Source organism: Falsigemmobacter faecalis, from assembly GCF_003863335.1.
GTDB classification, from domain to species: domain Bacteria; phylum Pseudomonadota; class Alphaproteobacteria; order Rhodobacterales; family Rhodobacteraceae; genus Wagnerdoeblera; species Wagnerdoeblera faecalis.
This window is the reverse complement of record NZ_RRAZ01000020.1, coordinates 46,100-68,161: the sequence shown is the minus strand read 5'-3', so window position 1 is coordinate 68,161 and position 22,062 is coordinate 46,100. Positions and strand designations below refer to the sequence as shown.

At 63.4% G+C, this 22,062-nt stretch carries 19 protein-coding genes and 1 pseudogene; 5 read left to right on the top strand and 15 right to left on the bottom strand.

The genetic code is table 11. The annotated features are described in order from the left end of the window. Positions 1–24 precede the first annotated feature (24 nt). Entirely contained in the window at positions 25–1,458 is a 1,434-nt protein-coding gene (tcuA, locus tag EG244_RS13830) for an FAD-dependent tricarballylate dehydrogenase TcuA (RefSeq protein ID WP_124965582.1), read from the top strand. After that, on the top strand, positions 1,448–2,512 hold the full coding sequence (gene tcuB, locus EG244_RS13825; RefSeq protein ID WP_124965581.1) for a tricarballylate utilization 4Fe-4S protein TcuB: 1,065 nt from the start codon (positions 1,448–1,450) through the stop codon (positions 2,510–2,512). Before tcuA ends, tcuB begins: the two co-directional genes overlap by 11 nt. 199 nt (positions 2,513–2,711) lie before the next feature. Here tcuB and EG244_RS13820 read toward each other — a convergent pair whose 3' ends face one another. Then, positions 2,712–2,945 carry a hypothetical protein gene (locus tag EG244_RS13820; RefSeq protein WP_124965580.1) on the bottom strand — a complete coding sequence of 78 codons (234 nt, stop codon included), beginning with the start codon at positions 2,943–2,945 and terminating at the stop codon, positions 2,712–2,714. An 806-nt stretch (positions 2,946–3,751) separates the two neighbouring features. Between EG244_RS13820 and EG244_RS13815 the strand changes: the two genes are divergently transcribed. Further along, a complete protein-coding gene (locus tag EG244_RS13815) occupies positions 3,752–4,054 on the top strand; it encodes a hypothetical protein (protein WP_124965579.1) in 303 nt (100 codons plus the stop codon). A gap of 2 nt (positions 4,055–4,056) precedes the next feature. On the opposite strand, the gene EG244_RS13810 is transcribed toward EG244_RS13815, so the two are convergent. The 5 genes from EG244_RS13810 to EG244_RS13790 form a co-directional block, all read right to left on the bottom strand. Further along, entirely contained in the window at positions 4,057–4,257 is a 201-nt protein-coding gene (locus tag EG244_RS13810; RefSeq protein WP_199737972.1) for a hypothetical protein, read from the bottom strand. A gap of 1,194 nt (positions 4,258–5,451) precedes the next feature. Next, complete coding sequence (locus EG244_RS13805) at positions 5,452–6,213, bottom strand: DUF4394 domain-containing protein (protein ID WP_124965577.1); 762 nt, start codon at positions 6,211–6,213, stop codon at positions 5,452–5,454. A gap of 112 nt (positions 6,214–6,325) precedes the next feature. After that, positions 6,326–6,883, bottom strand: a complete 558-nt coding sequence (locus tag EG244_RS13800) for a fasciclin domain-containing protein (RefSeq protein ID WP_124965576.1) — start codon at positions 6,881–6,883, stop codon at positions 6,326–6,328. A 138-nt stretch (positions 6,884–7,021) separates the two neighbouring features. Continuing rightward, positions 7,022–7,729 carry an anti-sigma factor gene (locus EG244_RS13795; RefSeq protein WP_233589010.1) on the bottom strand — a complete coding sequence of 236 codons (708 nt, stop codon included), beginning with the start codon at positions 7,727–7,729 and terminating at the stop codon, positions 7,022–7,024. Then, positions 7,726–8,283, bottom strand: coding sequence for a sigma-70 family RNA polymerase sigma factor (locus tag EG244_RS13790; RefSeq protein ID WP_124965574.1), 558 nt, complete (start codon positions 8,281–8,283; stop codon positions 7,726–7,728). The genes EG244_RS13795 and EG244_RS13790 overlap by 4 nt, the downstream gene beginning before the upstream one ends. A 335-nt stretch (positions 8,284–8,618) precedes the next feature. Between EG244_RS13790 and EG244_RS13785 the strand changes: the two genes are divergently transcribed. Beyond that, a complete protein-coding gene (locus tag EG244_RS13785; RefSeq protein ID WP_124965573.1) occupies positions 8,619–10,919 on the top strand; it encodes an FdhF/YdeP family oxidoreductase in 2,301 nt (766 codons plus the stop codon). Beyond that, complete coding sequence (locus tag EG244_RS13780; protein WP_124965572.1) at positions 10,909–11,709, top strand: formate/nitrite transporter family protein; 801 nt, start codon at positions 10,909–10,911, stop codon at positions 11,707–11,709. The genes EG244_RS13785 and EG244_RS13780 overlap by 11 nt, the downstream gene beginning before the upstream one ends. Before the next feature lie 484 nt (positions 11,710–12,193). Here EG244_RS13780 and EG244_RS13775 read toward each other — a convergent pair. From EG244_RS13775 to EG244_RS13735, 9 genes and pseudogenes are all read right to left on the bottom strand, one after another. After that, positions 12,194–12,418, bottom strand: a pseudogene (locus tag EG244_RS13775) (integrase core domain-containing protein); the annotation flags it as partial. Between the two features lie 433 nt (positions 12,419–12,851). Beyond that, positions 12,852–14,039, bottom strand: coding sequence for a CaiB/BaiF CoA transferase family protein (locus EG244_RS13770; RefSeq protein WP_124965571.1), 1,188 nt, complete (start codon positions 14,037–14,039; stop codon positions 12,852–12,854). An 11-nt stretch (positions 14,040–14,050) separates the two neighbouring features. Then, a complete protein-coding gene (locus tag EG244_RS13765; protein WP_124965570.1) occupies positions 14,051–15,850 on the bottom strand; it encodes an acyl-CoA dehydrogenase in 1,800 nt (599 codons plus the stop codon). 378 nt (positions 15,851–16,228) lie between these two features. After that, entirely contained in the window at positions 16,229–17,815 is a 1,587-nt protein-coding gene (locus tag EG244_RS13760; protein ID WP_124965569.1) for an SDR family oxidoreductase, read from the bottom strand. Between the two features lie 26 nt (positions 17,816–17,841). Beyond that, entirely contained in the window at positions 17,842–18,357 is a 516-nt protein-coding gene (locus EG244_RS13755; RefSeq protein WP_158617313.1) for a flavin reductase family protein, read from the bottom strand. Positions 18,358–18,427: 70 nt separating this feature from the next. Next, positions 18,428–18,955: a nuclear transport factor 2 family protein gene (locus EG244_RS13750; RefSeq protein WP_124965567.1), complete on the bottom strand. Its 528-nt coding sequence runs from the start codon at positions 18,953–18,955 to the stop codon at positions 18,428–18,430. Positions 18,956–18,958: 3 nt separating this feature from the next. Then, on the bottom strand, positions 18,959–19,846 hold the full coding sequence (locus EG244_RS13745) for an SMP-30/gluconolactonase/LRE family protein (protein WP_124965566.1): 888 nt from the start codon (positions 19,844–19,846) through the stop codon (positions 18,959–18,961). Positions 19,847–19,912: 66 nt separating this feature from the next. Then, complete coding sequence (locus EG244_RS13740; RefSeq protein ID WP_233589009.1) at positions 19,913–21,142, bottom strand: ABC transporter substrate-binding protein; 1,230 nt, start codon at positions 21,140–21,142, stop codon at positions 19,913–19,915. Positions 21,143–21,232: 90 nt separating this feature from the next. Then, the gene (locus EG244_RS13735) at positions 21,233–21,991 is read right to left on the bottom strand and encodes an SDR family NAD(P)-dependent oxidoreductase (RefSeq protein WP_124965565.1); all 759 of its coding nucleotides are present in this window, start codon (positions 21,989–21,991) and stop codon (positions 21,233–21,235) included. Between the last annotated feature and the right edge of the window lie 71 nt (positions 21,992–22,062).

The following is a 22,062-nucleotide window of genomic DNA, read 5'->3' as shown; positions in this document are numbered from 1 at the left end:
CCTGCGGGCAGAATGAGGAACGAAATGTCGAAGCAGAAATCACAAAGCCCCCGGACGGCCGCGCCGGGGGGCGGTGGGAGCCTGTGGGATGTGGTGGTGGTCGGGGGCGGCAATGCCGCGCTCTGTGCTGCGATTACCGCCGCCGAGGCGGGCGCGAAGGTGATTATCCTTGAGGGCGCGCCGAAGTTTTACCGCGGCGGCAATTCGCGCCACACCCGGAACTTCCGCTGTATGCATCAGGGACCGGTGTCGGTGCTGACCGGGGTTTATGAAGAGGAGGAATATTACAACGATCTCCTTCTCGTGACCAAGGGGCGCACCGATGAGCATCTGGCGCGGCTGGCGATCCGCACCTCTGAGGAATGCCTGCCCTGGATGGAGGCGCATGGCGTGCGCTTTCAGCCTTCGCTGTCGGGGACGCTGTCGCTGTCCCGCACCAATGCCTTTTTCCTTGGTGGCGGAAAATCACTGGTCAACGCCTATTACAACTGCTGCGAAGATCTGGGCGTGACGGTGGTCTATGAGGCCCAGGTGCAGCATGTGACCCTGGAAGGCGGCCGCTTTAGCGATGTCGAAGTGTCGATCCGGGGCGGGGCGACCGAGAAGATCCGGGGCAAATCGGTGGTGCTGGCCTCGGGGGGCTTTCAGTCTGATACCGACTGGCTCACCCGTGCCTGGGGCCCGGCGGCGGCGAATTTCCTGATCCGCGGAACGCCCTATAACCGCGGGGTGGTGCTGAAGAATATGATCGATCAGGGCTGCGAAAGCGTCGGCGATCCCACCCAATGCCACTGCGTGGCGATCGACGGCCGCGCCCCGAAGTTCGACGGCGGCATCGTCACCCGGCTTGACTGCGTGCCCTTCTCGGTGGTGGTCAATAAAGACGGCGACCGCTTCTATGATGAGGGCGAAGACACCTGGCCCAAGCGCTATGCGATCTGGGGCCGTCTTGTGGCAGCCCAGCCCGATCAGGTTGGCTTTTCAGTGATTGATGCGAAGTCGAAAAACCTCTTTATGCCCTCGGTTTTCCCGGCCACAGAGGCCAATACGATCGAAGAGCTGGGCGAAAAGCTTGGGATCAACGGTGCGAGGCTTGCCGCCACGGTCTCGGCGTTCAATGCCGCCTGCCGCCCCGGGACGTTCCATCCGACCGAGCGCGACGGCATGGCCACCGAGGGGCTGACACCGCCCAAAACCAACTGGGCGCGGCCCATCGACCAGCCGCCCTTTTATGGCTATTCGCTGCGCCCTGGCGTCACCTTCACCTATCTCGGGCTGAAAGTGTCGGACAAAGCGCGGGTGCAGCACGCCAGCGGCCCCCTGGAAAATGTGTGGTCGGCAGGCGAGATGATCGCAGGTTCAATCCTTGGCGAGGGCTACCTGGCCGGGTTTGGTATGACAATCGGCACCGTCTTCGGGCGGCTCGCAGGCCAGGAGGCCGCACATCATGTCCTTTGAGACCCCCGGTCTGATCAACGAGGCCCGCCGCCAGATCGAAATCTGCAACGCCTGCCGCTATTGCGAGGGCTTCTGCGCCGTCTTTCCGGCCATGACGCGCAATACCGATTTTGCCGCCGGAGATCTGAGCCACCTTGCCAATCTGTGCCACAACTGTCGGGGCTGCTCTTATTCGTGCCAATATACCGAGCCGCATGAATTTGCGCTCAACGTGCCGGCGATCCTTGCCGAAGTCCGCCAGGACAGCTGGGAGCGCCACATTCGCCCCGCGGCTCTGGCGCGCGCGTTCCACAGCAGGGGCGTGGCCATCATGGGGCTGATGGTGCTGGTCATCGCGGTGTTCTTCTATGCGGCGCGCTCGGGGGGGGAGGGCAGTTTTTACGCCGTGTTCTCGCATAACACGCTGGTTGCCCTCTTTCTTCCGGCCTTTGTGCTGCCGCTTCTCAGCGTGGCGCTTGGCCTGCGCAGCTATTGGCGCGAAACCGGAGGCCGCCGCATCACGCCCGGTGATCTGAAAGGCGCTTTCGCTTCGGTCGCGGTGATGAAAAACCTTGCCGGGGGGCATGGCGAGGGCTGCAATTTTGAGAAAGAAAACCGCTACAGCCAGCGCCGCCGTTTTTCGCATCAGGCGATCATGTATGGCTTTCTGCTTTGCTTTGCGGCTACCGGCATCGCCACGCTGATGCATTATCTGCTCGATATGCCCGCGCCCTACGGCCTTCTGAGCCCGCCAAAACTGCTCGGCATTCCGGGCGGGATCCTGATGGTGCTGGGCGGGGTCGATATGATCCTGAGCAAGCTCAAAGCCGATCCAACCCTTGGCGCGCAGCGCGTGTGGGGGGGCGAGATGGCCTTTGTGGCGCTGCTTGTGGCGGTCGCTGCGAGCGGGCTGGCGCTTTATGCGGCCACCGGGAGCACCCTCATGCCGGGCCTGCTGGCGCTGCACCTTGGCACCGTTTTGACGCTCTTTCTGCTGCTGCCCTTCTCCAAGATGGTGCATGGCTTCTTCCGCCTTGCGGCGCTGATCGTGGAACAGCAGAAAAAACGCGGCTGACGGCTGCGGGCGCTGATCGGGGGGGCCGCGATCTTTCGCCACCGCGCCGCGCGTGCCGTCTGATCTGGTGGGGGGTATGAACAGGCATCGTCGTGCGCAGAAGACCAGACTTGCGAAGCGCGGTATTGCCTGAGCGGATGTACCCGTCGCACGGATACGCAAGCCCTGCTCTCATGTGCCGCGGCCCTGCCACCGAGTGTCAGCACGCGCGCCCCTGTCTGGCGCGGTCGTCAAGTGCAACGGCCAGAGGGTTAAAACCCTCAACACTATGGCTGCCCTCCTGACGTTGAACGCGCCCGCCGAGGCCATCGCCACCAGATTGCCCGGGAGTGCGCTGCGACAGCTGCGCCTTGCCTGCACCATCACCGCGTGGCGCGCTGCGCATGATGTTCACCCTGTGCAGCGCTTCCGGGCCGATAATGTCGAGCCGCATGGCCCTTTCCCCGGACCTGCGGGGCAGATTTGCTGATGCGGGTCTGGCCACCACCGGGAAGCACAGGTGGGAATGTTCGGGCAGCGGCGCGGCTGGCGCGAACTCCGACACGGCGGGGCGCTTTATGCCTGGGCCTTAAAAAAGGCGTCGCCGCGCAGGCTCTGCCCGGTGGGCTACGCGCGCAACTCCGGCGCGAAGAGCATGGTGAGGGGGCCGTAACCCCCGCATTTAAGCCGCATCCTGCGGCTCTCTCGGGCATCAGGCAGCGAAATAGCCCCGGTCCGCGCGGTGATCTTGCCTCTGTCCGGTTCTGTCGGAGAACTCCGGCACGGGTTTCTCTGCCGAAGCATTTGCAAGCTCGCAGTGTTTTGTTGCGTGGCAGAAGTCCTGCGCATGTGCTCAGGCTGAGAGGCTGGTCTATAATGGTGACCCCCCCGGCCGCAGGAATAGCGTGACCTGGCCATCTGGTGTTGGCGGTCGTTTTCGGCCTGCCGCTGCGGCAAAGGATGGGGCTGGTCGCCAGCCTGATGGCGATGACGGGGCAGGATCCTGTATCGGCAGGCAGGCCTGATGGCGCAACTTCCCGCAGATGAAGCGATCGGCTCGGTTACGGCCAAGGTGCCTGTGGCACCAGAGGATGCCTTAGCGCGATGGCCAGGCAGAGAGCCGAAGCGCGCGGCCTCATCGGAACGCGGATGCCTGGAAAGGGGCTTGCGCTGCTGCCGGTCCCGCACCGGCCTCCTGCGTGGGAGGCCAATTGGAACCGCTCAGACGGCTGCCGCCTCCGAAGTCCTGTTGAGGCGCGGATGACCTTGCAGCTTCACTCAGGGTCTTTGGCGATGGCATCGCCGGGATCACGGCAGTTGGTTCAGCCTGCAACGGAAAACGGCCCGCAGCCGATCAGCGCCACCACGCCGCGGGCGCAGTTTCCGAGTGTGGGCGTGAAGGCAGAGCGGGGCGTGCTGGAAATGTCGCGCGGAAACTTCAACGAGGTCAGCGCCATAGATGCCATTGGCATGAGGAAGGAGGCGACAATCGCGATGCCGGCGACACTGCGCATCCTTTGGCCACTGCGCGGCGGAAGAAGAAGGAATGCAACGAAGAGGTGATCTCACGACAGCTCCCCGAGCTTCGTTAAGCCATGGGGGAAGACCCCGGTCAGCATTATGTTGCCGGGCATAACCAAAACAGCCATGGCAGCGGTTTCGGTGACGCAGAGTTTGAGGAAGACTTCTGCGCAGAAGAAGAGGTTAATCGTTTGCGTTGTGACGCCCGTGCGGCCGAGGAGTGACGCCAGCGCGATGTCGGACATCGCCATGGCACCCGGTCAGCGCAGAAAGAAGGTGGGGCGGTCGTCGGTAACTGAAGCACCCTGATCAACCAGAGCTTCGTCCCGCAGTTGGCACCTTCAATCCGGCTGGCCTCAGGGCCGTCTCGCGCAAGCGACAGGATCGGCGCGGTAGCGATCAGAACAATAACAGCCAGAAGCCAGGGATCGCGATGGTCCAAAGGGCAAACCTGAAGGCGCAGGGGCCAGGACCAATGACGCCGAAGACCCAGGTCAGGACGACGTACAGCCGGGCGGGTATCATCCGCCAGGTACCGCCCGAGGAAACCGGAGCACCCTCATCGCTAAGGTAAAAGGCGCGGGCCAAACCGCGGCCTTTCCATAGAGCGTTGATCATGTGAGGCATCGAAAACCTGAAGATCATCCGGATTGGCAGCGAAAGCGCGAGCTGGATGCCTGACGTTCAATGAGTTTCAAAAGGAGCTCTCGCTGAGGACGCAGATCAGGGTCTCCGGCCCGCGCCCTTCTCTTCCGCCTGTAGGCGTCATTGTGATCGGCGCGAAAGTGATCTTTGTGGTGTGGAAAATGGGACAGCCCGGCATAGGTGCCAGAGTAGCGCCAGATGGAACCTAAAACTCCGGCGGGACGCGACGTCAAACAGCCAGCCCCGTCGGGGCGGGGGCCTTGGGCCGTGTCGTGGCCATCTGCCCGGGGCTTGCGCCAGCGCGGTTTTCAGCGCCGTCCCGGATGCTTTCTAAACGGGGGGCATCAGCCTGGGCAGGTTGAACGGCGTCAGACTTCTGATGGCGCAAGTGTCACTTTCGCCATTCCCGATGGTCTCACGCCTTGTTGCAGTGCGGTGAAAACGGGGGGGGGGCCGTCATCCGGGTGCCGAGGCCGGGTTTGCGGCGCGGGACGCGGCCTCGAAAATGATCTATGTGGCCGGTGCAGAGTGAACAATCAGCCGGGCGGCGGCCAGGGCAGATAAGATGTGCCTTCAGAGGCTGATGAGGAGTTCTGTTCTTCAGCGGGCCGTGAATGCAGGGGCGCCCGGAAAACTCTTGCTGTCCGATCTCATGAACCGGCGTTTGACAGTGCCCCGGCGTTAACCGAAGGCCATCTTCGCCCTGAAAGAGCCGGCCGGACGAAACTGCGGCCCGAAAGTCAGGGACTTCGGGCCGCGTCACTCGTACCGCACAAAACTGTCGGGCTGATATCTTACATCGCGGGAAGGATGGCGATATCGCGGACATTCGCTCCCTCAATCCGGCCGGCTTCGGTGGTTGCGCCGGTTTCCAGATTGACGGAATGGAAACCGCCCTCCACGACGAGCCAGGCCGCATTGCCGCCCTTGCCATCAGAGGCGATGTCGAACCCGGCCTCGACCGGCTTTACACCGATATCGCCGATGGGGTTCAGCTTGCCGTCATTCGGCGGATCCTGCAGCACCAGCCAGCCCGCAGCACCATCGATGTTGAAAAGCTGCGTCTTTTCAGTGCCTTTGTAGGAATTGGTATAGGCTCCTGCGATGACGTTCGGGCCGGTGCCATCGGCATAGGCGTGGCTGCCGTCGGTCACAACTTCGCCGGTTTCCACCGTCACCCGAAGGCTGGTGCCATCACTGCCCATCACGCGCAGCTTGTCGGCGACCGGGTTGAAATCGACCGTGGCAGAGACGCCATCGGCAAGCTTTGTCGCCAGAGTGCTGACTTTTGTCGCAACGCCGGTCATCGGGTCAATGCTGGCCAGCGTGCCATCGGCGAAGACGCCGTAAAGCATCCCGTCGGCCGGGCGCACATCGATGCCAAGGAGACGCCCCTCGACGCCGGTCACGCTGACGCCGCCGGTGCGGGTCCAGCTTTCGGTGTCGAGCCAGTGCAGGTCCTTCTCGCCCGAGAGGCCGACAACAGTCGCGGCCAGGGCCGGCGCGGCAAAGGCCGTAAGCAGCAGGCCCGCAGTGACCGATTTGATCGCATTCATGGTCAAATTCCTTCTTTGGTTTGGGTTTTGCCGGTCGTCCCGGCACTGACGGGCCATAGTCCTGCGGGAGGGAGAGACCGCAGAAGACATGGCCCGGGTCGAGCCGGAGGTGTCAGCCCGCCGGCATCAGAACCTTGTCGATGACGTGAATGACGCCGTTTGACTGGACGACATCGGCAATGCTGACCCTGGCCGCACCGCCGGTTTCATCGGTCAGAGTGACCATGCCATCCTTCAGCTCAGCGGTGAGTTTGCAGCCGCCAAGTGTCTCAATCACATGGCTGCCGCCGTCCTCGGACACCATTTTCTGCACATCGGCGGCCATGGCTTTGGCGCCGACGACATGGCAGGTCAGGATCTTCACCAGCGTCGCTTTATTTTCAGGCTTCAGAAGCGTCTCAACCGTACCCGCAGGCAGGGCGGCGAAGGCCGCATTGGTCGGGGCGAAAACCGTGAACGGCCCCTCGCCCTGCAGCGTTTCGGCCAGGCCTGCCGCCTGGACTGCGGCGACCAATGTGGTGTGATCGGCCGAGTTCACCGCATTTTCGACGATGTTTTTATCGGCGAACATGGCGGCCCCGCCGACCATGGGATTGTCCTGTGCCAGCGCCACGCCAGCGGTGGCCAGCGCAAAACAGCCTGCGAAAAGGGCTTTCGTAAAGGTCTTCATGTCTCTTCCTCCCGAAATTGTCGGCCCCGATGTTCGGGGTACGGAAGAAGACACGCAGGGCGGCTTTGGAAAGTTTCAGACCCCGGTGAATTTTCTTTGCGATTTTTTCACAGGGATCCGAAATGCGGTCTCAGGTGATCAGATATCGAGCAGATCGCCCACCGCCAGAACCGGCCCGGTGGGCTGCCCGGTCGGAGAGCCGCCGGGCGGCTCAAGACTGATCGCCATATGAGAGGCCGTGGACATCAGCGCGCGGATCTGATCGCTGGTGACGGGCACCCGGGTTGAAACGCCCGCCGGGATCACGCCCAGCGAGACCGGGTTTTCCGTGCCCCGCGCGATCCAGAGCTGGAAGTCGCGCCCCTCGACCGGATCGCCGCTCATATGGGCCAGGCTGACGCTGCCGGTGGCTGAATCGTAAAGCACCAGATAGGTCACGCTGCTGCCCTCAGCCGTCAGCGAGGCGGCAAGCCGGTCTGTGCTCACGGCAGGGCGCAGGCCCGGCAGGGCGACGGCCAGCAGAAAGGCGGCTGTCGCCACCCCCGCAAGCCCGCGCCAGAGCGCAAGGCCGGACCAGATCCCGCGGCCTGCAGGCGCCACTCCGAACAGCCGCAGGTCCAGCGCGCGCTTGACGGCCGGCGGCAGATCGGCGGGGATAAAGCCCTCGGCCATCGGGGCAAGACGCTCTTCCCACGCGGCCACAAGGCGCGCGAATGTGGCGTCCCGCTCCACCCGGCGGGCCAGTGCCGCCTGATCGGCGGCAGGAAGTCCGCCCAGTACAAATTCAGCGGCCAGCAGGTCATCGCCGCCTTCAGAGAAATCTTTGTCCATCCCGGTGTCGCTCATCTTTGCAGACACTCCTTCAGCCGCATCAGGCTGCGCCGCAGCCAGGTTCGCATCGTGTTCAGCGGCACGGCATGGCGGGCCGCCAGATCGGCATAGCTGTCACCCTCCATATAGGCTGCGCGCACCGCATCGGCCCGCTCTGCCTCCAGCTCGCCCAGACATCCGTCCAGTCTGCGGCTCTCTCCCGCTGCGACGGCGCGGGCCTCGGGGCCCGGGGCCGGATCGCGGATCTCCAGCGCCGCATCTTCGATCCCGCTGACTGCCTCGCGCCGGGCGCGCAGCCGGTCGATGGCCTGATGCCGTGCCACCGCGATCAGCCAGGACATCGGGCTTTGCCCGGTGACCGCAAAGCGATCCGCTTTCAGCCAGATTTTGACAAATACCTCCTGCACCGCTTCCTCTGCCTCTGTCCTGTCTTTCAAGACACGCAGGCAGGTGCCAAAGAGTTTCGCCGAAGTGGCCGCATAGAGCCTGTCGAAGGCAACCCGATCCCGCAGAGCCACCCGGAGGATCAGGTCCGAAATCTGGTCGGGAGTGCTGTCAGAAGTCATCATCGCTCCAGCCTGTTCAGCCGATCATGCGGTGGACAGCGGGATGACACAAGGGAGGAGAGCGATCGGGGATGCGCGTCGTCTGCAAACCGGCAGGCGGAGTGTGTTTCTGCGAGCCGCGGGAGCGACGGCAAGTCCCCGTTAAAATCCCGGCTTTAATCGCTGCCGGATTTTTCAGACCGAACAGGTGTTTAGCGGATCATCCCGCCCGCGCACCGGCGGATAGCCGCCCTCCGCAAAGCTGCGGCCGGGGGCCGGATGACGCTGCCGCAGGGCCGCTGCCCGGGAACAACCGGGCGCGCGGAGGGTTTCGTCTGAGAGCAGCCAGGGAGAGAGACATGACGGATCGCGCCAAATATTCCCCCTATACCCAGCCGACCGGGGGCTGGGGTTCGGTCCGGTCTCTCATAAAACATGCGACCCGACAGGGTGCCGTATCGAGCGCGCCAGGCCTTGTGCGGGATCACAATAAAGTGGGCGGCTATATGTGTACCAGCTGCGCCTGGGCCAAACCTGCCAAAGCGCATCTGGCAGAGTTTTGCGAAAACGGTGCCAAGGCGACCTTCTGGGAGTTGACCTCAAAGCGCGCGGGTCCGGATTTTTTCGCCCGTCATACCGTCACTGAGCTTTTGGAATGGTCGGATTACGAGCTGGAGAATTCCGGCCGTCTGACCCATCCGCTGCGCTATGACCCGCAGAGCGACCGATATGTCGGGACCTCCTGGGAGGCGGCCTTCGCGGAGATCGGCGCGCAGATGCAGGCCTTTGAGCGGGAGGCGGTTGTCTTTTATGCCTCAGGCCGGGCCGCGCTGGAAACCTCTTACATGTATCAGCTGCTGGCGCGCCTTTATGGCAACAACAACCTGCCGGACAGCTCCAACATGTGCCACGAGACGACCTCGGTGGCTCTGCCTCAAAGCATCGGCACGCCCGTCGGGACCGTGCTTCTGGAGGATTTTGAAAAGACCGACTGCATCCTTTCCTTCGGGCAGAATGTAGGCACCAATGCGCCGCGCATTCTGCACAGCCTGCAGGAGGTCCGCGGGCGCGACGTGCCCGTCGTGGTGTTCAACCCGCTGCGCGAACGGGGCTGGGAAGCCTTTGTTAATCCCCAGCGGCCGGGCCAGATGCTGACGAACCGACCGACCCGGATTGCGACCCATTATTATCAACCCCGTGCGGGCAGCGACATTGCCGTGATGACGGGCATGGCCAAAGCGCTTTTTGCCTCGGACGATGACGCCAAAGCCTCCGGCAGCGCCCCGGTGCTCGATCATGCGTTCATTGCGGCCCATACCCACGGATTTGCGGATTTTGAGCAGATGGTGCGCGGGGCGTCATGGGAGGAGATCACCGCCGCCTGCGGCCTGACCCGCAGCGCCGTTGAGGACGCCGCCGGGGTCTATGCCCGCGCGACATCCGTCATCGCGATCTTCGGGATGGGGCTGACCCAGCATAAGCTCGGCGTTGAGACGGTGCAGATGCTGGTCAATCTTTTGCTGATGCGCGGCAATATCGGGCGGCCAGGCGCGGGGATCTGCCCGGTGCGCGGCCATTCCAACGTTCAGGGGCAAAGAACGGTGGGGATTGCCGAGAAAACCGCCCTTGTCCCGCTGGATGCTCTGGCGCGCCGCTATGGCTTTGAGCCGCCGCGCAAGGACGGGATGAACACGGTTGAGGCCTGTGAAGGGATCATCGACGGCAAGGTCCGGGGCTTTATCGGGCTGGGCGGTAATTTCGTGCGCGCCATCCCCGAGCGCGGCCTGATGGAGGAGAAATGGCGCGGGCTGGATCTTTCCGTGCAGATCGCCACCAAACTGAACCGCAGTCATCTGATCACCGGGCGGACGACCTATCTGCTGCCGACGCTGGTGCGATCGGAAATCGACGCTCAGGCCAGCGGGCCGCAGATCGTCACGATTGAGGATTCCACAACCTGCATCCATGCCTCGCGCGGCATCCACCGACCGGCGGCTGAAACCCTGCTGTCCGAACCCCGGATCGTGGCCGAAATCGCCAAAGCCGCCCTTCCGGCCAGCCCGGCGGTGCCCTGGGACGCCTGGGTTGGCAATTACGCGCTGGTCCGTGATGAGATCGCCGCGATTTTCCCCGAGGATTTTCATGATTTCAACGCGCGCCTGGATGTGCCCGGTGGGTTTCCCCGGCCTGTTCCGGCCCGCGAACGTCTCTGGGAGACGGAGACGGGAAAGGCCAATTTCAAAGCCCCATCGGCGCTGCATGCCAGTTTCGATGACGGTCTGGATGACAGCGTTCTGCGCCTGATCACGCTGCGCTCGAACGATCAGTTTAACACCACGGTCTACGGCTATGCAGATCGTCTGCGCGGCATTCATCACTCGCGCATGATTGTCATGATGAATGCGGCAGACCGGGCGCGGTTCGGGATCGCCGAAGGGGGCAGCGCGACGCTGTCCTCTGCGGCAGGGGATGGGATCGCCCGCCGTGTCAGCGGCCTTCAGGTCATCGATTATGACATTCCCGAGGGCACCATTGCCGCCTATTTTCCCGAATGCAACGCGCTGATCCCGCTGTGGCAATACGCCGAAGAGAGCAAAACCCCGGCCGCCAAATCGGTGCCGGTCCGCATCAGCCCGGAAGGCGGCCCCGATGGCCGATGAGACCGCAATGCCGGACCCGGCGGAGCTGACAAAGGCTCTGTTCAAAGACCTCAGGGAGAAGGCCGCACTTCCCCCCGGCTCTAAGATGGTTCTGGGTTTTCTGGCCGGGGTTTATATCGGGCTCGGCGGGCTTTTCGCCACCATCGCTCTGGCGCAGTCGGCCCAGCTTCCCTTTGGTGTTGCGCAGGTTCTGGCGGGGCTGGTCTTTTCGCTGGGGCTCGCCCTGGTTTTGATTGCCGGAGCGGAGCTTTTTACCGGCAATACATTGATGGCGGGACCCGTCGCAAACGGCTCGCTGGGCGCGGGACAGGCAGTGGGTGCCCTTGCGCTGGTTTACGGTGCAAATTTTGCCGGAGCCCTGGCGCTGGCGGGCGCGGTCGTGCTGTCGGGCGCGGCAGAGAGCGGCGATGGGGCGGTCCGGCGCGCCGCCGTGGAGCTTGGGGTGAGCAAGCTCGACAAGTCTTTCGGAGCGACCTTCGTCAGCGGCATCCTCGCCAATATGCTGGTCTGTCTGGCAGTCTGGATGAGCCATGCGGGCAAAACCGTGACCGCGAAAGTGGCGGGCCTTCTGCTGCCGGTCACAGCCTTCGTGGCCGCAGGGTTTGAGCATTCGATCGCCAATATGTATCTTTTGCCTCAGGCCTATTTTTTGCAGGGCGAAGCACTGGATCAGGTGATTTCGGTCTTCGGGGTTCTCTGCAATCTTGTGCCCGCCACAGCGGGAAATCTGCTGGGAGGCGCCGCCATAGCGCTCTGCTATGGCTATGTTTATGCGGGAACTGAACCATAGCTTCCCGCGCGCGGACAAGGCTGAGACGGCCTGAGCGAAAGTGCCCCGGTTTGCGGCCACGCGCGCTGGCTCCGGTGCGGTTGGTCGCGAGAGCCAGATCTGCGGGATCATGCGAAAGCTGTCGGATCAGAAGGACTGGTCTGAACTTTTGCTCCTGGGCACTGCCGAAGAAATCCTGTCAGGATCCAGGATGTGGAGCAATCGCATCAGACGTTTCGCGAGAGGTTTCCTTCGAAGCCCGCTACGACGCGCGCAACAGGTGTGGCGAAAAACAGGCATTTAAGCAACGGCGCGCCCTGACGGGCTGACCTGTTGCGGCTTTGACAGGGCCGGCCCTACCAGATCATCTGAAAAAGATCGCCCGCATGAGGACATCGCCTGAGGGGCTGCGGGCGGGGCCTGTACTATGCAAGCCGGTCATGCCGCGAGAGGTGCAGTCGTGCTCCGGTAATCATCCCATTTTGACGGGACTTTGGCGTAGAATTCACGCAGCCAGTTTCAGATTTTGGGCTGGTGTCATGCCGCCAATGCCCATGTTGGGACGGTCGTGATTGTATGTCCAGGGCCAGCTGGTCGCGATGTCCTGCACCTCCTCGATGCTGTCGCAGATGTAGAGGTCCAGCCACTCGTGCCTCACCATGCGATTGTAGCGCTCGATACAGGCGTTCTGTTGGGGTTTTCCGGGCTGGATATGGTTCAGCTCAATGCCTTGAATGCCGGGCTGTGGTTCCGGCACGGTCGTCTTGCCATGGCCTTCTCCCCGCGCGCAGCATCATGCTGCTCAATCACCGGGCCCGGCTCATACGCGCAAAATCCACTTATCCAGGATGTTCAGATTTCACGAACCACCGCTGTCTCTCGCGGGCCAATGGCCTTTGACGGCTCAGTCCTCAACGGTTTCACAGCCCTCGGGATACCGACGACCGCGCGTGTGGCAGGGGCGGTCTGGCCAAAGGCCGCGCCATGCAACAACGCCCCTTCGGGGAAAAAGGTGTTCGTCGTTTTGCTCAGACGCTCCGGAGGGGGAGCTTCGGGTAAACCCGGTGTGGTTCAGTCTCTTTGCCGCCAGGAGATGGGGCAGAGAGAGACAGCGGCCTGCCCCCGACTGCGGTGAGGCAGTCGGGGGCAGGCCGGGGGCGTCTTCAGACCGTGCCGCTCTCGCGCAGGGCCGTGATGGCTTCGGCGCTGTAGCCCAGATCGCGCAGCACATCGTCGGTATGCGCGCCCAGACGCGGGGCCGGGGTGCGGAAGGCGGTGGGGGTTTCCGACATGGTGAAGGGCGTGGCCACAAAGCGGCGGTCTTCGCCATCCACTTCGGCGTGATGGATGCCGCCAATGGCCTCAAGCTGCGGATGGTTCGCGGCCTGCGCCACGTCCTGGACGATGGCCACATTGACCTTCACGCGGCCCATGCGCTCATAGACTTCCTGGTTGGTGAACTGGCGCGTCACTTCGGACATCACCCCGATCAGCGCGTCGCGGTTCTGCATCCGGCCTTCGCGGGTGTCAAAGGGCGGGGTCAGCAGATGCGGGGCCTCAAGGGCTTCGACGCAGCGCAGATACATCTCCTGGGTCGGCGCGATGATGACGGTATAGCCGTCTTTCGTCGGGAAAGCCTGGTTTGGCACCGAGAGATGGGTGGCGGTGCCCATGGCGCGGTGCACATAGCCGGTGACCCAGTATTCCTGATAGAAATAGCCCATCAGATGCGCCGAGCTTTGCAGCAGCGAGGTGGTGACCTTCTGGCCCTCTCCGGTGCGGTCGCGGTGGATGATCGCGGCCAGAACCCCCGCCACCAGCGACATGCCGGCGTGCAGATCGACAATAGCCGAGCCGGCGCGGTTCGGCGGGCCATGGCCGTCGCCGGTGATGGCGGCAAGACCGGAATGGGCCTGAAGCTGCAGATCATTGGCGCCGATATGCGACATCTCGCCTTTGTCGCCAAAGGCATGCAGCTCGCAATAGATCAGGCGCGGGTTGATCCTGCGGACTTCCTCATAGCCGAGGCCGAATTTCTCCATGGTTCCGGTGCGGAAGTTGGAGATGCAGACATCGGCCTCTGCCAGCAGCCTGCGCGCAATCTCACGGCCCGCTTCGCTTTTCAGATCCAGCGTGATCGAGCGCTTGTTGCGGTTGAAGGCCTGAAAGGTCGGGCCATAGCCCATCATGAGCGGATCCGTCGTGCCAAGCGTGCGGCAGCCATCGCCTTTGCCGGGATCCTCGATCTTCAGCACATCCGCGCCCAGATCGCCCAGCGTCTGCGCCGCGTCGGGACCGGCGAAGATGCGCGAGAAATCGAGAACTTTCGTGCCTGCCAAAACAGATTTCATGGGGCTTTCCTTCAGACGTCAAACAGGGCGGCAGGGGTATCCAGCGGAACCGACTGCAGAGTTTCGCACAGACCAAGCCGGGTCACCGCGAGGGGGAGTTCGTGAAGCGAGAAATACCGGCAGGCCTGCAGCTTGCCGCGGTAAAAGCGGCTGTCCGCCTCACCCGGATCCGCCTCCAGCGCGGCAAGCGCAACGGCGGCCTGGCGCAGCCAGAGCCAGCCGATGACCACATGGCCAAAGGCATCCAGAAAGACCGTGGCATTGGCCATGCGCCGCGCCACATCCGCGCAGCCGCGCAGCGCCGCCGAAGCCGTCTCCAGCGCCGCGACAGCGCGGGCCAGGGCCTCACGGTCGGCTGCCAGCGCCCCGGCACCTTCGGTTGCATCAAGCGTGTCGCGCATCTCACCGATCAGCGAGGCCAGGGCCGCGCCCTGATCGCCGCTGATCTTGCGGCCGACAAGATCCATGCCCTGAATGGCGAAAGTGCCCTCATGAATATGGTTCAACCGGTTGTCACGGTAGAGCCGCTCCAGCGGATAATCCCGGGTATAGCCATAGCCGCCAAGGATCTGGATCGCCCATTTATTGGCCTCAAGGCAATGCTCAGAGGGCCAGGATTTCACCACCGGGGTCAGCAGCCCAAGCCGCAAAAGCGCCGCTTTGCGCGCCTCTTCATCGGGGTGCGAGGCCGCATCATCCACCAGCCGCGAGCAGTAAAGCGACAGCGAAAGTCCGCCCTCAACGGCGGTCTTTTGCTGCAAAAGCATCCGGCGCACATCGGTGTGCTCAATGATCGGCACCATCGGGCTTGCGGGATCGCGGTCCGCAAGCCCGCGCCCCTGGGTGCGGCTGCGGGCGTAATCGGTCGAATAAAGATAGCCGTGCAGCCCCGCCATGACGGCGGCGTGACCCACACCGATGCGGGCCTCGTTCATCATATGGAACATATATTCCAGACCGCGGCCCGGCTCGCCGATCATCTCGCCCAGGGTCTCGCCGGTCTCGCCGAAATTCAGCAGGCAGTTGGTCGTCGCCCGCTGGCCGAGTTTGTGGTTGAGACCCGCAAGCGCGATATTGTTCGGGCCTGTAATCCGGCCCGTCTCATCGGTGCGCATCTTCGGCACCACAAAGAGCGAGATCCCTTTGCTGCCCGCAGGCGCATCGGGCAGTTTCGCCAGCACCATATGGACGATATTGTCGGTGATCGCCTGCTCACCGCCCGAGATCCACATCTTCGAGCCGGTGATCGCATAGCTGCCATCGCCCTTTGCCACCGCGCGGGTGCGGATATCCCCCAGCGAGGAGCCCGCCTGCGGCTCGGAGAGGCACATGGTGCCGAACCATTCTCCCGCAATCATGCGCGGGAAAAAGCGGGCTTTCTGGCTTTCCGTGCCAAATGCGCTGAGCAGGTTCGCAGCCGCGATCGTCAGAAAGGCGTAGTTTGAGACCGGGGTATTGGCCGCCACCACCATGCCGCTTGCGGCGGTGTAAAGCGACCAGGGCGCACCGATGCCGCCTTCCTCCTCCGCGAAGGGCAGGGCGAAGAAACCCGCGTCCGCATAGGCGCGCAGGGCCGCTCCGGTGGCGGCGGGCTGCTCGACACGGCCCCCGACGAACTGCGGCTCCTGGGCGTCCACCTCGGCGGCGATGGGCAAAAAGACATCTTCGGCCAGCGCCTGAGCGGTGTCGAGGATCTGCCCCATGGCCTCACGGTCGAAGGCGGCAAAACGGGCGCGACTGGCGAGGTCCTGCGTGCCAAGAAGCTCATAGAGCAGAAAATCGAGGTCGCGGCGGTCGGTGATCATGGACATCTGGCACTTCCGGAGCTGGGTCTGAGGGAGAGGGCGCGGCGGGCAGATCTGCCCGTCCCGCAGGTCAGCGGCCGCATCTCCCGCGAGGGAGCAGGGGGCAGAGCACTCAGATCCGGCACCATCCGCAGCAGAGCAGGGTGGCGCATCAGCCCCCTTTTGCCCGCTTCGGTGCCGATCCGGCCTGCGCAATGCACAGGGCCATCCTGCCGAGACGGGAAGATGGCACCTTTTTGCGGCGCAACAGACTGGATCACGGTGCTGAGCATTCTCCCCCACAGCTGCCGGAAGGCGCGACCTGATTACGCAGGACCGGGGCCCGGGGCAACCGTGCCCGGGCCGTTCCCCCCGCGTTTCAGGGCTTTGCAATTCAGTTCTGCATCAGAGGCTGAAATCCTGCGGGTCACTGTCATCGCCGCTGGCCACTCCGGCATTGCCAAAAGAGGTCCAGCCGCCGTCGACATAAAGGATCGCCCCGCTGAAATAAGAGGCTTTTTCGGAGGCGGCGAACCAGACGGCATCGGCGATATCCTCCGGACGGCCCATATCGCCCATCGGAATGCGGCGGCGGATCGCTTTGATATCAATCCGGCCCTGCGCTTCCAGATCCGCGGTCGCGGGCGTGCGCATATAGCCCGGTGCCACGGTGACCACGCGGCGGCCCTCGGGGCCCAGTTCCGCCGCAAGGCAGCGGGTCATCACGTCAATCGCCGCTTTCGAGGCGCCATAGGCATGGCGCGGCGCAAAGGGCAGGAAGCTGTTGATCGAGCCGATATTAACGATCACACCGCCGCCCGCAGGCATCAGGCGCAGGCTTTCGCGCGCGCAGTGGAAGGCGGCGGTGACATTGACCTCGAGGGTGCGGGCAAGATCTTCGCCGCTTTGCTCAAAGGCGGGTTTGAACTGATCGGCGACGGCGGCGTTATTGACCATCACATCGACCCGGCCAAAGCGCGCAGCGATACCGGCAAAGAGCCGCTCTACCGCGGCATCCTCGGTCAGATCAAGGTTGAGGCCAAGGTGCTGCGGGCCAAGCTCTGCGGCAAGCACTTCGGCGCCTTCGCGGTCCACCAGGATCAGGCTGTCACCGGCTTTTGCAAAGCGCCTCGCGGTTGCCGCGCCAATGCCGCGGCCGCTGCCGGTGATCAGCACCACCCGCGCGCCTTCGCGCGCAGCCGGGCGGGCAAGCTCTGCCGGGGGGGCACCATCGACGGGCGGATGGGCATGGCCGGGCTGGTTAAAGGCCTGCCAGCCCCCATCCACCGCCACCACCGATCCGGTGACATAGCGCGCCTGGGGCGAGGCCAGCCAGGCCAGCACCGAGGCGATCTCATCAGGGCGGCCAATGCGGCCCAGCGGGATGCGCTGCCGCACCAGCGCCAGATCGGCTTTGCCGCTGCGCTCAAGCTCTGCCACCATCGGGGTGCGGATATAGCCCGGAGCCACGGCGTTCACGCGGATGCCCTTTGAGGCCCATTCCGCAGCCAGGGATTTCGTCATCGAGATCAGCGCAGCCTTGGAGGCGGCATAGGCATTGCGGCGCGGATTGCCCAAAACCCCCGCCTGAGAGGCGGTATTGACGATCACACCGCCCGGCTGCATCCGCTTTGCGGCCTCACGCGCCATGGCGAAGGGGCCGTAGATATTGACCTGAAAGGTGCGGCGGAAATCTGAAAGCGGCGTCTCCAGCGTGGGTGCCATGCTTGGGCCGAGGGCTGCGTTATTGACCAGCACATCGACGGGCGCGTTCTGCGCATCAAACCAGGACCAGAAGGCCGCGATCTGTGCCTCATCGCCGAGATCCAGCTCATAGGAGAGGTGCTCCGCGCCATAGGGTGCCAGGATCTCTGCCACACCGCTGCCGGGCAGATCCACCGCCACCAGCCGGTGGCCGGTTTCAGCGAATTCGGCCAGCAATGCCTGACCGATACCACCGGCGGCACCGGTGATGATTGCAAGCTTCGTCATTCTCGTTTCTCCTCCGGAGCGGCTGCTCAGCTGCCGGTTTCAAGCCGTCTGAGCAATCCGCCGCGATACAGCAGCCCCTCGGCCTCGGCGGTGTGAATGGTCTGAACCTGGCCGGTAAAGACGATATTCGCGCCCTGGCGCTGGCTTTGAATGATGGTGCAGTCCATGCTGACCACGGACCGGTTCAGAAGCGGGGCACCCGTGGTCCCCCGCGTCCAGGTCTGGCTGCGCGCAAAGCCCTCCGCCGCGCCGGCCTCGACAAAGCTGCGGACCATCTCATGATGCTCCTGCGCCACGAAATTCACCGCGACCACACCGCTTTCGCTGAGCGCCCCGGTGAAGGGCGCATCTTCGCGCAGGCTGATCAGCAGGCTTGGCGGCTCTGTGCTTCCGGCGCAGATGGCGGTGGCCGTCACGGTCTGTGCCTGATCGCGACCCGCAAGCTGCGTGGTCAGGATCACAACGGCGGCGGGAACCTGGTGCAGCGCCGCGCGGAACTCATCCGCGACAACGTTCTGACCTGAAATCTGGCCAACTGTCAAAATAGGCTCCAATGTCATTTTCCGTCTGCGGTCCGGCACCCCTGGAGGATGCGGGACACAGTCAAAGTGATTACCCCGAAATATCGTTGAACTGATATACGGGATCTGTCGGGAATGCACTCCCCCGCGGGCCGCGCGGCCCGAAACGGCTGGCCTCATCTTCCTCGGGCGCGGCAGAGGTCTCGACCCAGTCATAGACCACCAGACGGTGCAGCACGCGCCAGTCTTCGCCCCGCTTTTCAAAGACATCGCAGTAGCGCCCGGTCAGCGCCGCCTGACCCGGACCCGAGCGCTGCAGGGCCGAGAAATAGCTCTCCACATGGGCGCGGGCCGGGCTTTGAAACTCGATCAGGATATTGCTGACAAGGTGGATATTGCGCGGCGCTTTGGCAAAGGCTTCGCTGCATTTTGCAAAGAAGTTCTCAACCGATCCGCTGGCCATGGCACCGTGCTGATCCGTGCCATCGGGCCAGTAAGCGCCGCGCAGCGCCGCCTCATCGGCGCGGTCGATGCCGCGGCAATAGCTATAAAGGCAGTCGCGGATCGCCTCACGGTCCAGCAGTTCGGTCAGACGGTCAGGATTGCGAAAAGGCGCCATGGATCAAACCTCCTGCGACTGGCCAAAGCGCGGCTCGGCAATGCCGGTGACGCCCAGGCCCTCAATGGCAAACATATGGCCCCCCGCGGGATGGCGCGAGACCGCGCGTCCGGTGCCGGAATCCTTGATCGAGGTCATATAGAGAATGTTCAGATCAGGTCCGCCGAAGGAGAGGCAGGAGGGCATGTCGATCGGCGCATCAATCAGCCGGTCCAGCTGGCCTTCGGGATCAAAGCGGCCGATCTTGCCGATCTGCACCAGGGTGATCCAGATATAACCCTCACTGTCCACTGTCGCACCATCCGGACCCGAGCCATAGGGCTTGGTGTCGACGTGAATGCGCGGCTCCTGCAAAGCGCCATCGGCACTGTCATAGCGATAGGCGCGGACCGAGCGGTCCATGCTGTCGGCGAAATACATCACCCGTCCGTCCGGGCTGAACGACAGCGCATTGGAAATGCGGATGCCATTGGCCAGAACTTCGGTTTTGCCGCCCGGGCTGACGCGGTACAGCTCGCCCCTCGGCTCGGCATGAATGCCCATGGTGCCGCAGAGAAACCGCCCCTGGCGGTCCACTTTGCCATCGTTAAAGCGCACGCGCTCATCCGGGGCTGCGAACTGAAAATGCGGGGTCAGATCGCCGCTTTCGGTGTCAAACTCATAGATGCCGTCCTGCAGGCCGGTGATCAGACGACTGCCCTGCGCCAGCCCGACCGAGCCCACCATCGAGGGCATCTGCCACTCGTCAAAACTGTTGCGGCGGGTGTCGTGGCGGTGGATCTTCCGGCCCACACCATCGACCCAATAGATGACTTCGTTCTCGGCATCCCAAACCGGGCTTTCGCCAAGCAAAGAGGGGGTGACCGAAATCCGGCGGGCGCTGAGCAGCATGGCAGGCTGATCCTGATCCTGGAGCAAGTAAACCCGGTGCCGCCCCGTGGCGGCACCGGAGAAAAGTCAGCCTTTGAGGGCCGGGCAGGCGCTTTCATCTGCCGGGGTCCAGGCATCCACACCGGCGATTTCGCCGTTGATGGTGTAGTAATCCCAGGCGTATTTCGACTCCGACGGTGCCTTGATCGAGGCCGAGAGCATCGGGCGCATCACCTGACCATCGGCGCGGATCGGGATGTCTTTATGGATGAAATCCTCAACCGGGGTTTCATGCATTTTCGCCGCCACGGCTTTGCCGTCATCGGTGCCCGCCAGGGTCACAGCCTTCAGATAGTGCTTCACAGCCGTATAGGTGGCGAGATGCGCTTCATTCGGGGCGCGGTTGTTGAAGACCTTGCGGAAACGCTCTGCAAAGGCGCGGGTCTCTTCATTCGAGTCCCAGTACATCGCCGAGCCGAAGCGCAGACCCTGGGCGGTTTCCAGACCGATCGAATGGATCATGTTGATCTGCAGACCCAGCGGCGCCAGGATCTGACCGGCCTCCGCAATGCCGAATTCTTTCGCCTGTTTCACAAGGTTCGCAAAGTCAGAGCCCGAGTTCGCAATGCCGATGACTTTGGCACCCGAGGCCTGGGCCTGCAGCAGCTGCGCCGAGAAATCGGTGGTATTGAGCGGATGCAGAACCGAGCCCAGCACCTTGCCGCCCGCCGCCTCAATAAAGCGCGTCGCATCGGCCTGATACTGCTTGCCGAAGGTGTAATCGACGGTGATGAAATACCAGCTGTCCTGACCATCGGCCAGCAGCGGCAGAACGGTGCCCTTGGGCAGCGCATAGGTGTCATGCACCCATTGGAAGGTATAGGGCGAGCAGGCTTTGCCGGTCAGATCCGGGCTTGCGGTGCCGCCCAGCAGATAGGGCTTTTCATTGGTCTTCATGATCTCGGTGACCGCCAGCGCGATCGACGAGGCCGAGCAGCCGACGATGGTGTCAACGCCGTCCTGCTCGATCCATTTGCGCGCTGAAGCCACGCCGATATCGGGCTTGTTCTGATCGTCCGCCACCACAACTTCGATCTTGGTGCCGTTGATTTCATTGTTGAAATCTTCGATCGCCAGACGCACGGCCGCAGTCGAGCCGGGGCCGCAGTTGTCGGCATAAACGCCCGACTGGTCGTTCATCACGCCAATACGGATGACATCGCCCGACATCTGCGCAAAGGCCGGCGCGCCGACCAGTGCGGTCGCGCAGCACAGCGCTGCCAGATGCCCGAGGCGGGTTTGAAGCTTCATGGTCATATGTCTCTCCCCTGAACCGATGGCCGCTCTCCTCAGCAGGCACCGGATGGCTGAACGGCCTTTCCCCTTCCGCCGGGGAAAGCCGCAAAATTACGAAAATGCGAAGGTCATGGCGCCATCGACCAGCAGCATGTCACCGCTGATCCAGCCCGCATCGTCAGAGCCAAGGAAGACGGCCGCATTGGCGATATCTTCCGGCTCACCCAGACGCTGCAGCGGCACGCGCTTGCGGCGCCGCTCCCAGCCCTCCTCGTCGATCACCAGATTGGCCCCGTCGGTGCGGGTCGAGCCCGGCGCAATGGCGCAGACACGGATGTTATCAGGCCCGAATTCTGCCGCCGCTGAACGGGTCGAAGCCGCCACCGCCGCCTTGATGGCGCTGTACATAATGCCATGTTTCATCGCCAGCAGCGCCGAGGGCGAGGCGATATTGATGATGGCGCCGCCACCGGCAGCCCGCATCTGCGGCAGCACCGCCTGATAGCCCCAGATCACGCCCTTGAAGCCGACATCGATCATGCGACCGATCATCTCTTCAGTCTGATCCTCCAGCGGGCCATAGCGGTTCCACATGGCGTTATTGACCAAAAGCGTCACCGGACCTGCGGCTTCGCGCAAAGCCTCCGCCGCCGCCAGGACATCCCCGCGCTTTGCGACATTGCCGGTCAGACCAATCGCCTGACCACCGGCTGCCCGAATGGCCTCTGCCGCGCCTTCCGCGATCTCGGGCTTGAGATCAAGCACACCCACAAAAGCACCCTCACGGGCATATGCCTCCGAGATAGCGCGACCAATTCCGCGCCCGCCGCCGGTCACAAGTGCGACCCGGCCTTCCAGTTTGCCAGCCATCAGGCTCTCCCTCCGTCCGGGCAACCGCGCAAAGGCGATGGCCGGGCCTCAACTCCAGGTGGCAGTCCGGC